The sequence below is a fragment of the Mycobacterium sp. URHB0044 genome, assembly GCF_000620625.1.
Lineage (GTDB): Bacteria > Actinomycetota > Actinomycetes > Mycobacteriales > Mycobacteriaceae > Mycobacterium.
The window spans coordinates 155,335-171,364 of sequence record NZ_JIAW01000001.1 but is presented as its reverse complement, the minus strand read 5'-3'; the positions used below and the strand labels follow the sequence as shown (position 1 = coordinate 171,364).

At 69.0% G+C, this 16,030-nt stretch carries 13 protein-coding genes; 8 read left to right on the top strand and 5 right to left on the bottom strand.

Going from position 1 to position 16,030, the window contains the following annotated elements:
• Position 1: 1 nt before the first annotated feature.
• Together N536_RS0100805 and N536_RS0100800 are read left to right on the top strand one after the other, a co-directional pair.
• Positions 2-1,354, top strand: a complete 1,353-nt coding sequence (locus tag N536_RS0100805; protein WP_029111868.1) for a 3-oxoacyl-ACP reductase — start codon at positions 2-4, stop codon at positions 1,352-1,354.
• A 4-nt stretch (positions 1,355-1,358) separates the two neighbouring features.
• On the top strand, positions 1,359-2,228 hold the full coding sequence (locus tag N536_RS0100800; protein ID WP_036434909.1) for a MaoC/PaaZ C-terminal domain-containing protein: 870 nt from the start codon (positions 1,359-1,361) through the stop codon (positions 2,226-2,228).
• Between the two features lie 300 nt (positions 2,229-2,528).
• Here the strand turns inward: N536_RS0100800 and N536_RS0100795 are convergent, their stop codons facing one another.
• The 4 genes from N536_RS0100795 to N536_RS0100780 all read right to left on the bottom strand — a co-directional run bounded on the left by N536_RS0100795 (position 2,529) and on the right by N536_RS0100780 (position 6,814).
• Positions 2,529-4,391 (bottom strand): ABC transporter ATP-binding protein, encoded by a 1,863-nt coding sequence (locus N536_RS0100795; protein ID WP_051574219.1) that lies wholly within the window; start codon positions 4,389-4,391, stop codon positions 2,529-2,531.
• A 90-nt stretch (positions 4,392-4,481) separates the two neighbouring features.
• A complete protein-coding gene (locus tag N536_RS0100790) occupies positions 4,482-5,102 on the bottom strand; it encodes a TetR/AcrR family transcriptional regulator (RefSeq protein WP_029111865.1) in 621 nt (206 codons plus the stop codon).
• A 48-nt stretch (positions 5,103-5,150) separates the two neighbouring features.
• A complete protein-coding gene (locus N536_RS0100785) occupies positions 5,151-6,014 on the bottom strand; it encodes a MurR/RpiR family transcriptional regulator (RefSeq protein WP_155948364.1) in 864 nt (287 codons plus the stop codon).
• A 5-nt stretch (positions 6,015-6,019) separates the two neighbouring features.
• The gene (locus N536_RS0100780; RefSeq protein WP_029111863.1) at positions 6,020-6,814 is read right to left on the bottom strand and encodes a class II glutamine amidotransferase; all 795 of its coding nucleotides are present in this window, start codon (positions 6,812-6,814) and stop codon (positions 6,020-6,022) included.
• Positions 6,815-6,928: 114 nt separating this feature from the next.
• On the opposite strand from N536_RS0100780, the gene N536_RS0100775 reads away from it, so the two are divergent.
• Genes N536_RS0100775 through N536_RS0100755 form a run of 5 tightly spaced genes read left to right on the top strand, consistent with a single transcriptional unit; the run spans position 6,929 to position 13,681 of the window.
• Complete coding sequence (locus tag N536_RS0100775) at positions 6,929-8,254, top strand: glutamine synthetase family protein (RefSeq protein ID WP_029111862.1); 1,326 nt, start codon at positions 6,929-6,931, stop codon at positions 8,252-8,254.
• A gap of 25 nt (positions 8,255-8,279) precedes the next feature.
• On the top strand, positions 8,280-9,788 hold the full coding sequence (locus tag N536_RS0100770) for an APC family permease (RefSeq protein WP_029111861.1): 1,509 nt from the start codon (positions 8,280-8,282) through the stop codon (positions 9,786-9,788).
• On the top strand, positions 9,785-11,080 hold the full coding sequence (locus N536_RS0100765; protein ID WP_029111860.1) for an aspartate aminotransferase family protein: 1,296 nt from the start codon (positions 9,785-9,787) through the stop codon (positions 11,078-11,080). Before N536_RS0100770 ends, N536_RS0100765 begins: the two co-directional genes overlap by 4 nt.
• Positions 11,067-12,236, top strand: coding sequence for an amidohydrolase family protein (locus N536_RS0100760; protein ID WP_029111859.1), 1,170 nt, complete (start codon positions 11,067-11,069; stop codon positions 12,234-12,236). Before N536_RS0100765 ends, N536_RS0100760 begins: the two co-directional genes overlap by 14 nt.
• Positions 12,236-13,681: an aminotransferase class I/II-fold pyridoxal phosphate-dependent enzyme gene (locus N536_RS0100755; protein ID WP_036434906.1), complete on the top strand. Its 1,446-nt coding sequence runs from the start codon at positions 12,236-12,238 to the stop codon at positions 13,679-13,681. Before N536_RS0100760 ends, N536_RS0100755 begins: the two co-directional genes overlap by 1 nt.
• A gap of 3 nt (positions 13,682-13,684) precedes the next feature.
• Here N536_RS0100755 and N536_RS0100750 read toward each other — a convergent pair whose 3' ends face one another.
• Complete coding sequence (locus N536_RS0100750; RefSeq protein WP_051574125.1) at positions 13,685-14,827, bottom strand: glycoside hydrolase family 3 N-terminal domain-containing protein; 1,143 nt, start codon at positions 14,825-14,827, stop codon at positions 13,685-13,687.
• A 112-nt stretch (positions 14,828-14,939) separates the two neighbouring features.
• Here N536_RS0100750 and N536_RS0100745 point away from each other — a divergent pair, with 112 nt between their 5' ends.
• Positions 14,940-15,983 carry an alpha/beta fold hydrolase gene (locus N536_RS0100745; RefSeq protein ID WP_029111856.1) on the top strand — a complete coding sequence of 348 codons (1,044 nt, stop codon included), beginning with the start codon at positions 14,940-14,942 and terminating at the stop codon, positions 15,981-15,983.
• Positions 15,984-16,030: the final 47 nt, after the last annotated feature.

The following is a 16,030-nucleotide window of genomic DNA, read 5'->3' as shown; positions in this document are numbered from 1 at the left end:
AGTGGCTACCGACCTGCTCTCGCAAGTCCTCAACTCCGGCCCCGGATCCTTCCTGGCCAAGCAACTCGGCGTTCCCCAGCCGCAAGAGTTGCGCCGCTACCGGGCGGGCGAACCGCCGCTGGCCGGGTCCCTGTTGATCGGTGGCGATGGGCGCGTCGCCGAACCGTTGCGCGCCGCGCTGGCCGAGGACTACGACCTGGTCGGCGACAACATCGGCGGCCGGTGGGCCGACTCGTTCGGCGGGCTGCTCTTCGACGCCACCGGCATCACCACCCCCGAGGGACTCAAGGCGCTGCACGACTTCTTCACCCCGCTGCTGCGCAACCTTACGGCCTGCGCGCGGATCGTCGTCGTCGGCACCACGCCGGACGAGGCGGGCAGCGTCGACGAGCGAATCGCCCAGCGCGCGCTCGAGGGCTTCACCCGCTCGCTCGGCAAGGAGTTGCAGCGTGGCTCCACCATCGGGCTGGTGTACCTGTCCCCCGACGCGAAGCCCGCCGCGACCGGTCTGGAGTCCACCGTGCGGTTCCTGCTGTCGGCCAAGTCGGCGTACGTCGACGCGCAGGTGTTCTACGTCGGCGCCGCCGATTCGGTGCCGCCCGCGGACTGGGACAAGCCACTGGACGGCAAGGTCGCGCTGGTGACCGGCGCGGCCCGCGGCATCGGCGCCGAGATCGCCAAGGTGTTCGCCCGCGACGGCGCACGGGTCGTGCTCATCGACGTCGAGCAGGCCGCCGAGGCGCTCGCCGAGACCGCGACCAAGGTCGGTGGCACCGCGCTGACCCTCGACGTCACCGCCGACGATGCGGTCGATCGCATCGTCGAGCACCTCACCGAGCACTACGGCGGCAAGGCCGACATTCTGGTCAACAACGCGGGCATCACCCGCGACAAGCTGCTGGCCAACATGGACGACGCACGCTGGAATTCGGTCGTCGCCGTGAATCTGCTTGCGCCGCAACGCCTGGCGCAGGGACTGGTGGAGAAGGGCATCCTCGGCGACGGCGGCCGCGTCGTCGGCTTGTCGTCGATGGCGGGCATCGCGGGCAACCGCGGCCAGACCAACTACGCCACCACCAAGGCGGGCATGATCGGCATGACGCAGGCACTCGCGCCGGTGTTCGCCGAGAAGGGCGTCACCATCAACGCCGTCGCACCCGGCTTCATCGAGACCAAGATGACCGAAGCCATCCCGCTTGGCACGCGCGAGGCGGGCCGGCGGCTCAACTCGCTGTTCCAGGGCGGTCAGCCCGTCGACGTCGCCGAGGCCATCGCCTACTTCGCCAGCCCCGCGTCCAATGCGGTGACCGGCAACACGATCCGGGTCTGCGGCCAGGCCCTGCTGGGAGCCTAGGCATATGGTGAGCACCGTGGCGAAGGGCGGCGAGGGACAACCGAACGGACTGCTGAACCTGGTGCGGGCGGCAGCCGGGGCCCTGCCGTTCATTCCGCGTGGCGACGGTCTGCCCAACCGCACGGTGACCGTCGAGGAGCTGGCCATCGACCCGGCCAACGTCGCCGCCTACGCCGCGGTCACCGGGTTGCGGTTCGGCGACGCGGTACCGCTGACGTATCCGTTCGCGCTGACGTTCCCGACCATGATGTCACTGGTCGCCGGGTTCGACTTCCCGTTCGCCGCAATGGGTTCGGTGCACGTGGAGAATCACATCACGCAGTACCGCCCGATCGCGGTCAGCGACGTCGTCGGGGTCGCGGTGCATGCCGAGAATCTGCGTGAGCACCGGCGCGGCTTGCTGGTCGACCTGGTCACCGACGTCAAGGTCGGCAACGACACGGCGTGGCACCAGGTGACGACGTTCCTGCATCAGCAGAAGACCAGCCTGTCCGACGAGCCCAAACCGGAGCAGAAGAAGCAGGCGAAGCTGCCGCCGCCGAACGCGGTGCTGCGCATCACGCCGGGCCAGATCCGGCACTACGCCTCGGTCGGAGGGGATCACAATCCGATCCACACCAATTCGATCGGCGCCAAGCTGTTCGGCTTCCCGCGCGTGATCGCGCACGGAATGTTCACTGCCGCAGCCGTTCTGGCCAACATCGAGGGTCAGTTGCCCGATGCGGTGAAGTACTCGGTGCGGTTCGGCAAGCCGGTGGTGCTGCCGGCGCGGGCAGGTCTCTACGTCGAGCGGACCGCCGACGGTTGGGAGTTGGCGCTGCGCAACCTGTCGAAGGGCTACCCGCACCTGACGGGGACGGTCACCGCGCTGTAGCTCGGCGAACGGGGTGCTTCTGGCGTCGGTTGGCGCGTCCCGATCAGGCGTCGGGAGGGGTGCCGTTTGCGGTGCTATGGCCGATTTCCACGCCAGGGTAGTGATCGACGGGCAGTCCTCGGAGATCGCAGCCGTGGGGTGGAAAACGCGCATAGGACCGTGGTGGCCTACTACCGACGAACCCCCGCCCTCGCCGCCACCCCCTTCGTCTCGCCGAGTTGTCTCGTCGAGTGTGCGGTGTCGTACGCGACACGCCGGTTTCGCGTACGAATCCGCACAGTCGCGGCGGTGGGGTGATCGTCACGACGTTCCCGGGTAGACCAGATCGGGGTCGACGTTCTGCGCCTCGTACAGCCTCTTGTAGAGGCCACCTTCGGCGAGCAGCTCGCGATGGCTACCCGACTGGGCGATGCGGCCGTGCTCGAGGACGAGTATCCGATCCGCAACCGCCGCAATGAAATCCATGTCATGGCTGATGACCATGCACGTGCGATCCCTGGCATAACCGCGGATCACGCCCGTCAGCCTGGCGCGCTGGTCGGCGTCGAGGTTTTCGGTCGGCTCGTCGAGCAGCAAGACCTCGGGTCTGCGCAGCAGGCAGCGTGCGAGCGCGATGAGGCGCTTCTGCCCGCCGGAGGGCACCTGGACGTCCACCACGGTGTCGTATCCGTCGTGCATCCTCACCGGATCGGTGATGACGGTGTGGATGTGCGCCCACTCGCACGCCTCCTCGACGTCCGCGTCGCTGGCGTCGGGCCGCGCCAACCGGACGTTCTCCCGGATGGTGTCCTTGGTGAAGAACGGGAACTGGGCGAGCTTCGACACCTGGTCGCGCAGCGAGGCGATGGTGACCGCGGTGACGTCGTGGCCGTCGAGCAGGATCCGGCCCCGCTGCGGGTCGAGGAACCGCAGCACGAGGTTGAACACCGTCGACTTGCCCGACCCGATGCCGCCGACCAAGGCCACCGTCTCGCCTTCGACGATCGAGAACGTCAACCCGTCGAGAACGGGCTGCTCCTGCGTGTAACCGAACGTCACGTCTTCGAAGACGAGGTTGCCGTGTACGTCGCCGAGCGCGACGGCGTCCGCAGGCTCGCGGACCGACGGTCGGGTGTCGAGCAACTCGTAGGTCGATGCGGCGTTCGGCGCCACCGAGTGATACGTGGTGTAGGCGCCCATCACCCGCTGCGCCGCGCCGAACATCGTCGGCACCATGCCCGCGAACACCAGGAGACCGGCGAACGTCAGGCCGAAGGCCGAGCTGAACCCGATGCCCACCAGCAGCACGACGACGGTGCTGAGCGCGACGAACACCTGGGATCCGTTGGCGGTCGCCTGCATCCACACCACGGACGTCGCGTCACTCTTCGCGGCGTTCTCTGAAACCTCTCGAAATCGACTGCTGCGCAACGGCTGTGCGTTGAGCAGCTGAATTTCGGCGATCCCGTTCACCGTCTGCTCGAGCTCGGCGGCCATCGCACGGTCGGCGTTCATCACCCGCCGCACCGCCGCCTGGACGTGGCCGCCCGCGAATCTCAGCGTGATCAAGGCCAGCGGCGTGAGGACCAAGGCGGCGACCGTCATCTGCCAGGAGATCATCAACAGGTAGGCGACGGCCACGGTCAGCACGACAGCGTCGATGAGTGGGGGCAGCAGACAGTCGGTCAAAAGTCGTTGTACGCCAGCGGATTCGGCGGTCACACGTTGAATGAGCTCCCCCGTGCGCGACCCGGCGAAGAAGTCCAGCGACAGCGACTGCATGTGGTCGTGGACGCGTTGCCGGATGTCCACCACGAGGAGCCGGTCGACCTTCGCACTGACCCATCCGTTGACGAAGTACATCAGCTGAGTCAGCAGAAGTGCACCGGCCCAGGTCATCAGAAGCACCCCGAAGGACACCGGACCCGCCAGTGCGCGCAGCAGACCGTCGTCGCGGGCGACCAGCGGTCCGTGCAAATCCCAGACGCCGCTGAGATTTCCGCTTCTGCCCGCGTCGGCGACGACCTGCATCATCGGCCCGAACGCAGCAGCCGAGACGTACGGCAACGCCGACGCGACGACACCGAGCAGCAGCGAGACCCCGATGAGACCCCGCACCGCGCGGAGCATGGACAGGCTGCGCCAGATCAGCCGTGGGGGTGGCGGCGGTTCGGTCTCGCTCATGGGCACCAGCTTCGCCGCACTCAGCGGCCAGCGTGCGGTTTCGTACGCAACGCGCCGTGCGGTCGTACGAATCCGCACGTTCGCGGTCGATCAGGTGGCAGGCGCCTCGGTCGGTTGATCCGACGGCCGGCCCTTCAAGCCGCGCCAGAACAGGTTGATCATCAACTCCGCCGCCTCGTGCACGTCGGCGTCGCCCGTACTCACCCGGTTGGCGACGGCTTCGCCCGCACCCACCAGCGCGACGGCCATCATGTCGAAGTCGGTGTCCGGCTCGGGGTGTCGCGTACCCGAGAGCAGCAGCCTGCCGACGAGCTCGATGATCCGCTCGCGACCCTCCCGCACCGTGTGCGCGAACGCCTGCGAGCTGGTGGCCTGCGTGTAGAGCACGATCCACGACGCCCGGTTCTCGTCGATGTAGCTGAGGAACGACACCACCGCGGTGCGGAGCAACTCCTTCGCCGGTTGGGTGAAGTCGATGTCGGCGCGCACCACGTCGACGAAGCGGGTGAGCTCACGGTCCAGGCACGCGCCGAACAGCTCCTCCTTGGAGCCGTAGTACAGGTACAGCATCGGTTTCGAGATCTCGGCCTGCGCGGCGATCGCGTCCATCGAGGTCTCGTGATAGCCGTTCACGGAGAACATCTGGACAGCGGCGTCGAGCATTTGCTGCTCACGAACGGCACGCGGCAGCCGCTTGGTTCCACCAGCCATCAGGTCAGACTAGGCAATCGCCGACCGGTCGGCGTCCAGAGTCCTGCTTTACGGCAGCAGCTCCTCGCGCCGTTGCTCCTCCCAGAGCGCCATCCTGGTGCGCGCCGGTTCCCCGACCGCATCCATCACCAGCGGGACGAGCAGCTCGGTGAGCAGGAATCCGGCCGCCATGCTCTGGTAGGCGGTGGCCACGGTGCTCGACGCGGTCAGCACCACCTCGGCGTCCGGCGCGACCGGGCAGGCCAAGTCGTCGGTGATGAGCAGGACAGTCGCGCCGGCGCGGTGCACGCGCTGCGCGAGGTCGGCTGCACTGCGCTGATAGCGCTCGTAGTCGAAGAGGACGACGACGTCGGTGCGGGACATCTCGAGCGTCGCACCGAGATCGCGGCCGCTGGGGTCCAGCAGCACCCGCACCCCCGGCCGCAGCTGCTCGAGGTGAGCCGCCAGGTGCACGGCCAGCAGGTGCGAGAACCGGCCCCCATGCAGGTACAGCGTCCGGCTGGTGTCGGCCATCAGGGCCACCGCGGCCTCCAGCGCCGAGGCCGGCAACAGAGCCAGCGTCTCCTCGGTCTTGCGGTTCTGGGCCCGCCCCTGCTGCAGCACCCGTTCGAGCAGGCTCCCGGCAGGCGGCGCATCGGCCAGCCGCGTGATGGGGCCGTTCGATCTGGCGGACAGCTCCGCGCGCAGCGCGACCTGCAGATCGGTGAAGCCGTCGTAGCCCAGCGACTGGGCGAACCGCAGCACGGTCGGCGGGCTCACCTCGGCGCGTTCGGCGAGCCTGGCGGCACTGGTGAGGCCTGCGCTGGGGTAGTCGGCCAGCAGCGCGCGGCCCACTCTCCGCTCCGCCTTGCTCAGCGTCGGCAGGGCGGCGGTTGCGCGCTTCTCCACGGTCGCCACCGGCTCATCGGCCACGGACGTCAACCTGCCACGACGGGAAGCGATGTCATCGACAAGTCCCGCAACGAGATCGTGGTGACGCTCTCCGGCGGCAGCGGCTGCCAGCCGAGGTCGCCGAAACCGGTCGACCCGATCACCACGGTGGCGTCATCGGGCCGGGCCCAGCGCAACCCGAAGTAGTCCTCCAGGTGCTCGCTCGGCAGGTCGGCGGCGGTTATCTCCGCGATGTCCTCGGCGACCAACTGGCTGCTGGCGGCCGCGTGCACGGCGACGAGCTGCTCTTCACCGAGCAGCAGGGCGTTGAGGCTCGCGGCGGGATAGAGCTGCCGCAGCTGCGCCACGGCGCGGCGGACGGCCTCGGCCAGATCGGGCGCGGTGCGACGGTGCTGACGGATCACACCGAAGTACCGCTCACTGTCCGTGGTACCGCGCAGCGACGCGGCGATGCCCGGGTCGAGTAGCTCGTCGAGGGGCTCCGTCGGCTTGATGGAACCGTTGTGCGCCATGGCAATCCGGTCCTCGATGAAGGGATGGGAGTTCTGCGGTTGCACCGCAAGGCCGCTGGTGGCCCAGCGCAGATGAACCAAGCTGGCCACCGACCGCCGATCCGTGGCCGCGGTGAACGCGGGGTCGTCCAAGGCGCTGCCCGCCGACACCTCGACGCGGGGATTCTGCGCCTGATGATCGACGTGGGCGACTCCCCAGCCGTCGCCATGGATCTTGGTCAGCGCGACGAAATCCTTCAAAACCCCAGTTCCGACGGCATCAGCCACGGAAATGGGTACTGCGGAGACCACACCCAATAGCCGGCACACGAGTGCATCCTCCGATCTCGGATTTTATGAATCAATCCTAACCCGCCGAATTTAAAGTTTTTGAAACATATATGACATAGCTTTCTCGCAGGCGAGAAAATCGAAGGAGGTGGCATGCCGAAGTCGATCGACGATCGCATCGCGGAACTGCGCGCCGAGGGCGTCGAACTGGTGGCTGGTTCGGTGACCGATCTGGCCGGCGTCACCCGGGCGAAGTACGTGCCGCTGCGAAGGCTCGGCGACTTCCAGCGCTCCGGTATGGGCGTCTCGCCGTCCTGGAGCGTCTTCTGCGTCGACAGCGGCATCGCCTTCACCCCGACGCTCGGGGTCGCCGGCGACCTGCGGATCCGCATCGATCCCGCCGACGTCCGGCTCATCGAGCCCGGAATAGCCTGGGCGCCAGGCAACTTGGACGACCAGCACGGCGCTGCAACCCCGTTGTGCCTGCGTTCGCTCCTCGCGCGCACCGAACAGGCGGCGGCCGAACGGGGTCTGACCGTCCGCCTCGGCGCCGAACTCGAGTGCACGATGCTGGCGCCCGACGCCAACCCGGCGTCGACCGAACCGTGGTCGCCCTACGGCGTGCGCACCTCGCTGGACCGCTCGGCGTTTCTGGTCGACCTGGCCGTCACCGCCGAGCGTGCCGGGCTGAGCATCGAGCAGATTCACACCGAGTACGGCCACGACCAACTCGAGGTCTCCCTCGCCCCGGACAGCGCCGTGGCCGTCGCCGACGCCGTGATCCTGGCGCGGATCGTGATCGGGAGGGCGGCGGCTCGGCACGGCCTGAAGATCTCGTTCTCGCCCGTGCCGTTCGAGGGCGCGGCGGGCAACGGAGCTCACCTGCACCTGTCGCTGGCCGACGACCGGGGGCCGCTGTTCTCCGGCGGCGACGGTCCGTACGGCATCCGCCCGACAGGCGGGTCCGCGATGGCGGGGGTCATCGACGCCCTGCCGGATCTGCTCGGCGTGTACGCCGGATCGGCGCTGTCGGCCCTACGGCTCAAGCCGGGCAACTGGGCAGGCGCCGCCGCGGCCTGGGGACTGGAGCACCGCGAGGCCGCCGTCCGGTTCATCGCCGCGACGCCGGGAAGCCCGCACGGAGCCAACGCCGAACTCAAGCTCATCGACCCGAGCGCCAACCCGTACCTGGCCGCGACGGCGTTCCTCGGCAGCGCGCTGCTCGGCATCGACCGGGCGCTGGACCTGCCCCCCGAGCTACCCGCAACGCCTGCCGACGCCGACCCCGCCCCGATCCCGTTGCCGACGGGGCAGCGCGCCGCGATCGACGCATTGGAGAGCTCCGCGACCGCAGCTGAGTTGCTCACGCCCGAGGTCGTCGAAGCACTCGTCGCGGTACGCCGGTACGAGACAACCACTTTCGGTGATCTCTCGCCGGCCGAGACCACCCAGGCGCTGCGCCTCGCCTGGAGCTGTTGAACCCCACCCATTGAAGGAGACATCGATGACTGCGAGCACGTCGCCGGCCAGCCCGTCGGAGGGAGTCGACCAACTTCCGCACCGCCGCCTGCCGTTCTGGGTGGCACTGGCTCTGTCCGTCGCCCTGGTCGGCCCGACGCTGGCGATGTCCGGCAACGGGCAGGGCCTCATCGGCACGGTCGGCAAGGCCATCCCGCTGGTGTTCGTGATCGGCCTCGTCGGGGTGTCGCTGGTCGGCTACAGCTTCGTGCGACTGACCCGCCACCTCAATCACGCCGGGTCGGCGTACGGGTTGGTCGGCGGAACCATCGGGCCGCGGGTCGGATTCTTCTCCGGCTTCGCGATGCTCGGTGCCTACGTCGGTTTCTCGATCGGCACGCTGGCCCTGACCGCAGCCTTCGTCAACGCCTTCGTCGCGCAACTCCAGCCCGGCAACGACGATCCCTATCAGCTGCCGTGGCTGGCCGTCGTGGCGGTGGGTGCGGCGATCTCGTTCCTGCTGTCCGGCCGCGACGTTCGGCTCCTTGGCAAGATCCTGCTCGCCATCGAGGGCATCGGCATCCTGTCCATGGTGGTGCTCGTCGCGGTGATCTTCGCCAAGGGCGGCGCACCGACCACCGGCGTGGACTTCAGCGTCTTCACCTTCGACGGCGTCTCCTCCTCCGCAGTGATCAGCGGCGTCGTCGCGGCGTTCCTGTCCTGGGCGGGATTCGAGGCGTGCGCATCGATGGGCGAGGAGACCGACAACCCCGGCCGCAACATTCCCCGCGCCCTGGCAGGAACTCTGATCCTCACCGGCGTGCTCTTCGTCGTGGTGATGTTCGCCCAGGTGATCGGCTTCGGCACCGACGCAGCAGGCCTCGACGCATTTGCTAGTTCGGGTAACACGTTGGGCGACTTGGGCAGTAGCTACATCGGCCAGTGGTTCAGCCTCCTGATCATCTTCACGGCGATCGTGTCGGCGTTCGGCTGCCACCTGGCGACGTCGGCGACCTCGGGACGCATGCTCTACGCGTTCGGCCGCGACGGTTTCGGCCCGAAGGCGTTGGCGCAGATCCACGAAGCCACCGGCGGCCCGCGGTTCGCCACCTGGTTGGTGGTCGGCGTCGCGCTGGTGGTCGACCTGATCTGCGGCGCCATCGGATGGCCCGACATGGGTACCGGCAATCCGGCGATCGACACCTACTTCCTGTTCGCCGTGGCGGGCTCGGTATGCCTGATGGTGTGCTATCTGCTGGTCGAGATCGCCGCGGCGTGGTTCGTCGGTGCCCCGAAGTTCGTCGACGTGCACGGCGGCAAGGGCAAGGTCCCCGGCCTAGTGCTGCCGCTGCTGGGCGCCGTGGTGATCCTGGTGGTGCTGTGGTTCAACGTCAAGGATGCCGAAACCTGGTCCGCTGCACCGTTGCTCGGCCTGTACTGGTGCGCGGCCGGATTGGTGATCGCCATCGCCGCGTCCGGCATCGCCAAGCGCGTCGGCGAGTCCCTGACGCACGAGCTCGAGTCGACGCCACCCGTGGAGTCGGGTGCTCAATGAGCACGCTCTACGCGCGCGACGAAGCGGCCATCGCAGGCATCGAGAAGCTGCGCTTCTTTCCGCTGGAAGTCGTGTCGGGCCACGGCTCGACCCTGGTCACGCCCGACGGCCGCGAACTGCTGGACCTGTCGGCGACGTGGACGGCGAGCGGGCTTGGCCATGGCCATCCAGCCATCGTCGAGGCGGTGAGCCGAGCCGTGCGTACCGCGCCAGGATCGGGCGGATTGTCGGCAGTCCATCCCGATTCGGTGGGCCTCGCCGAGGATCTGCTGGCGTTGGTGCCGGGCGGCGGCGAGCGCCGCGTCTACCTCGGCCACGCCGGTTCGGATGCCAACGACGTTGCCCTGCGGGCGTGCAGGCACGCCACCGGTCGCCGCACGGTGGTGGCGTTCGAGCACAGCTATCACGGCGGTGTCGGCGTCGCCATGGGCGTTTCGGGCGTCCACGTCGATGCCGGCGCCCCGCCCGACGCCGACGTGGTATTCCTGCCCTACCCCAACCCCTTTCGGCCGGCCAGCGATGACGTCGACGCGGACGTCGTCGACTGCCTCGACCTCGCCGAGCAACATCTGGCGACCGGTGCCATCGCCTGCCTGATCGTCGAACCGATCCTGTCCGACGGCGGCCTGGTGGTGCCGCCGAACGGCTTCCTCGCGCAACTGCACGCCGTGTGCCGCCGCCACGGCGTGCCGATGATCTGCGACGAGGTCAAGATGGGGCTGGGTAGACCCGGCACCCTGCACGCGTTCGAGCACGACGGCGTGGTGCCCGAGATCGTCACGTTCGGCAAGGTACTTGGCGGCGGACTGCCGCTGTCGGCAGCCGTCGGGCCTGCGGAGTTGCTCGACGAACCGCCAGCCGCGGCCCTCCTGACCACTGCCGGGAACCCCGTGTGCACGGCGGCCGGCCGCGCCGTGCTGGCCACCATCGTCGGCGACCACCTGGTCGAGCGCGCCGCGAAAGTCGGTGCGGTACTGCAGGATGCCTTGCGTTCCGTCGACTCCGACCGAATCGGCGAGGTGCGCGGCCGTGGGTTGGCGATCGGCCTCGAGCTCGTCGACCCCGCAACCGGGGACCGTGATCCGCGGCTCGCCGCGCAGGTCGTCTACCGCGCATGGGAGCTGGGCGCGGTGGTGTACTACGTGGGCGGCAACGTTCTGGAGATCACGCCACCGCTGGTGCTGACCGAAGCAGAAGCAGCCAGGGCGGCAGAGATTCTCGGCTCGGCGATCGCCGACGCGGCCGCCGGGAAGGTCGACGACGAGGAGGTTGCGCGGTATGCCGGATGGTGAACTCGCCGACGTGTTCTCCGGCGTCGACGTGCCCGACGCGCTCGCCGATCACCTGCGCTCCATCCAACTGATCGATCACCACGTACACGGAACGTTCGACCAGCCCATCGACCGGGCGGGCTTCGAGGCGTCGATCAACGAGGGCTCGACCGACCCGGTGCCCGCGTTCATGAGTCAGTTCGATTCACCGCTGGGCTTATCGATCCGGCGTTGGTGCGCACCGGTTCTGGGGCTGGAGGCGCACGCGGACGCCGACACCTACTGGAAGCGTCGCAGCGAGTTCACGCCGGAGGAGTTGGACCAGTTGCTGCTGCCGGCGGCGGGCGTCGCGCGCTGGGTCGTCGACACCGGGTTCAAGGGCGACGTCATCACCACGCCCGAGCGGCTCACCGAGCTCAGCGGCGTCCCCTCCTCCGAGATTCTCCGGCTGGAACGGCTCGCCGAAGACCTGCTCGAGTCGGGCACCACCCCGGAGTCCTTCCCCGACGCCTTCCGGTCGGCCCTGGTCCACGCGGCGGACTCGCCGGACATCGTGGGCACCAAGACGATTGCCGCCTACCGCACCGGCTTCGGCGTCGACTGGACCCGGCCGACCGACGCCGACGTCGTCGCCCACGCCCGCGAATTGGTAGGCCGGCCGCTACCGCTGCGCGTCGACAGCCCGGTGCTGATCGCGTTCGGCGTGCACGAGGCAGCCGCGCACGGCCTGCCGATCCAGGTGCACGTTGGCTTCGGCGACCGGGATCTGGACCTACACCGCACCGATCCTATGCTGCTGCTTCCGCTGCTGCGGACGATGATTCCCGTGCCCCTACTGCTGTTGCACTGCTACCCCTTTCACCGGCAGGCCGGCTATCTGGCGCAGGCGTTCGATCACGTGCACTTCGACGTGGGGCTGGCCATCAACTACCTGGGGGCACGTTCGACGGCGCTGGTCGCCGAGGCGATGGAGACCGCACCGTTCGCCAAGCAGCTGTATTCGTCGGACGCCTTCGGCCCACCCGAGCTGCACCTGCTCGGTTCGGTGTTGTGGCGGCGCGCCATGGGAGTGGTCCTCGGCGGCTGGGTACGCGCGGGTGACTGCGCCGAGCAGGACGCCATCAGGATCGTCGACATGATCGGCGTGCACAACGCCGAACGGGTGTATGGGCTGTGATGCACACTGCTGCACCGCTCTTCGACGCGCTGCGCCACTTCGTCGAGCGGAAGCAGGCGCCGTTCTACAGTCCCGGCCACAAGGGCGGCCGCACCCTCGACCCGTGGTTTCGTGACCACATCGCGGCGGTCGACCTCAACAACCTGCCCGATACCGACACTCTGCACTGCCCCGAGGGGCCGATCCTCGAAGCCGAGCGCCTGATCGCCGACGCCTGGGGCGTCGGGCAGAGCTTCATCCTGGTACAGGGATCGACGAGTGGCAATGTCGCCGTTGCCCTTTCAGCGCTGCGCCCCGACGAGCCGGTGCTGGTGGCGCGCAACGCCCACAAGTCGGTGCTGGCCGGTCTGGTCCAGGTCGGTGCCCGTCCGGTCTGGCTCGAACCTCGGTGGGACGAACGCTTCGGCGTCGCACACGGTTTGGACACCGCGGTGGTCGAGCGGGGGTTCGGCGAGTCCGGCGCCAAGGCACTGTGGGTGCTGCACCCGACGTACTACGGCACCACCGGCGACATCACGGCGCTCTCCGAGGCGTGCCGCCGGCACGACGCCCGGCTCCTCGTGGACGGCGCGCACTCGCCGCACTTCGCCTTCCATCCCGACCTGCCGACTCCCGGCGAGAAGGCCGGCGCCGCGGCGACCGTGCAGTCGGTACACAAGATCTTGTCGGGCCTCAGCCAGGCAGCCGTGCTGCACGTCGACCCGGCGGTGCTCGATCCCGCATCGGTACGAAGGGCCCTGCAGCTGGTCCAGACCACCAGCCCGCACTTCGCGATCATGGCGTCGATCGACCTCGCCCGGCGCGAGATGATGCTCGACGGCCGCGACATGCTAGAGACGACACTCGAGCGCGCCCGACGGGCGGCCGATCGGCTCGCCGCCATCCCTGGCCTTCGGGTCTTGCGTTCCGAGCATCTCACCGGCTCGGGAACCGGCCTGCACCAGCTCGACGAGACCAAACTGCTCGTCGGGACCGCCGACCTCGCAGCCGATGCTCGCGACGTCGTCGAGCGGCTCAACCGGGTGCACGGTGTCCAGCCGGAGCTGAGCGGCACCGGCCACGTGCTGTGCATCACCACGATCGGCAACACCGACGACGACATGGAGCGGCTGGTCGCGGGATTCGAGGAAGTCGCGAGCCACGTCGGCCGACGGCCCGTCGGGACGACGACGGGCTTGATCGCCGATCTGCTCGCGGTGCGCCCCGAACCGGTGCTCACGCCGCGCGAGGCCTTCTTCGCGGTCGACGAGGCGGTGCCGCTGTCGCGGGCGTCCGGCCGGGTTGCCGCGGAGGCCATCACGCCCTACCCGCCCGGCATCCCACTGGTGATGCCCGGTGAACGGCTCGGCACCGCCGTCATCGACCTACTGAAGGCACTGCGGGCGGCGGGCACGCCGATCAGCGCATCGGACCCGACGATGGACCTCGTCAAGGTCGTGCGCTGAGGATCAGCCTCCGCAGCTCGACCCCTTTGCGGCGGCGACCCGCTGCACCGACGCGTCGACCGTCGACATGTTGAGTTCGCCTGCGGCCACTGCCTTTTCGAGGCGGTCCAGAACGGCGGGCACCTCATCGGTGGTGATCCACAGGCCGACGTCCGCGCCTGCCTGAAGGGCGCGCAACACTGCCTCGCCAACGCCGTAACGCTCGTTGATCGCGGCCATGCTGGACAGGTCGTCGGTGAACACCAGCCCGCCGAACGGCGGTCCGCCGTAACCACCCGACCGCAGCAGTGCGTACGCCGCCGGACTGAGACTGGCCGGGTCGGTGCCGGTGAGGCCCGGCACCTCCATGTGTCCGACCATCACGGCGACGGGACCTTCCGTCGTCAGCGTGCGGTACGGCACCAGGTCGTCGTTCTGCAGATCGGCCAGGGGCGGCGTCGTCACCGCACCGGTGTGCGAGTCGCCCGAGCCGTGGCCGTGCCCGGGGAAGTGCTTGAGCACGGGCAGGAGGCCGGCGTCGCGCAGACCGCGGGCATACGCGCCGGCGTACTGCGTCACCGCGGCCGGGTCCGCGCCGAAGGAACGGTCGCCGATGACGGTGTCGTCGGGGTCCGAGGTGACGTCGGCGACGGGCGCGAAGTCGACCGTGATGCCAAGGCCCCGCATCTGGTGGCCCCGCTCGAGCGCGATCGAGTACACCTCGTCGGGGGTCTTCGTCGCCGCTAGCACCCGCGGCGAGGGCTGCGCCCCGATCAGGCTCGCCAGCCGGGACACCCGGCCGCCTTCCTCGTCGACGCTGACCGCGAGCGGCAGCGGCGCGGCCGAAGCGGCGATGCCGGCGAGCGACCCGTCGGTCAGCATCGACAGATCCGTCCAGCTGCCGATCATGATGCCGCCAACGTGCTGACTGGCGACGATCGCGCGAGCATCGTCGGCTCCGGTGACCCCGACCATGAGTAATTGGGCCAGCTTGTCGCGGACGGGCAGAGTCGCGATGTCGCACACCTGCGGCGCCGCGGCGGGCGATGGTGTCGCGGGGGACGAGTCGGTCGATGGCGTCGACGCAGAGGGCCCAGCGGCGGTCGAGCAGGCCACCAGCAGCCCGGACAACACCGTCATGGCACACAGAGCGCGGGGCATGGGCATGACTCCCGAGACTAGCGGGGACGGTCGGCGAGCTGCCGGGGTGATCTTCGGCAGCGGACTCCTCGCTTCATTGAGCGCCTCACAGTGCGGCGGCCGTCGTACGCTCGTGGCGATGTTCGACAAGTCCGAGATCCGCTTCCTGCCACTGGGCGCCCGCCGCCTGGCGTACGAGGTGCGCGGGGACGGCCCACCCCTCGTCGCTCCCGCCTGGTGGGTCAGTCATCTCGAGCTCGACTGGCAGAGCCCGAGCGTGCGGCGATTCTGGGAAGGGATCGCGCAGGACTACACGCTGATCCGCTACGACCGGCTCGGCGTCGGCATGTCGGACCGCACCGTGGACGCCTCCGATCTGACGCTCGAGGGCGAGGTCGCGACATTGCGTGCGCTGCTCGACGAACTCGAGCTCGATCGCGTATCACTCGTCGGTGGCTCGTCTGGGAGCTGCACGGCCATCGCCTTTGCCGCGGCGTTCCCCGAGCGCGTCGAGCGCCTCGTGCTGTACGGCTCGTACCCCCGGGGCGATGCGCTGACACCTCCCGGCGTGGCAGACGCGATCGTGACGGCGGTGCAAGCTCATTGGGGGCTCGGCTCGCGCCTGCTCGGTGACATCTTCCTCAGCGGTGCCGACGCCGCGGAACACGAACGCTTCTCGCGGTTGCAACGCGAGTCCGCCAGCGCGGAGACCGCCGCGGCGCTGTTGCGCCTCGTCTACCTCCTCGACGTCCGCTCCTGTTTTCCCCACATCCGCCAGCCCGCCACGGTCGTGCACCGTCGCGACGACCGTGCCGTGCCGTACGAACTCGGGCGTGAGGTCGCGGCCGCGATCCCGGGCGCGACATTCATTCCGCTGCAAGGCACCTCGCACTTCCCTTGGCACGGTGACGTCGATTCCGTCGTCCGTGCATGCCGCCGAGGCCTGGCACCGCAGCAGCCGGCTGGGTTCGAGACGGGCGCGTCCGAATCCGTTGTGCTGTCAGGTCGGGAACGCGAGATCCTCGCCTGCGTTGCACGTGGTCTCGGCGACCGCGAGATCGCACAGCAACTCCAGCTGAGCGCGCATACCGTCCACCGCCACGTCGCGAACATTCGCCGCAAGCTCGGTAGCCCGTCCCGGACGGCGGCCGTCGCCGAAGCCGCGCGTCTCGGATTCTTGTGAGATAGCCGAAACCGGCCATCGCCAGAAGATGGCCGGGTTGAGCGATG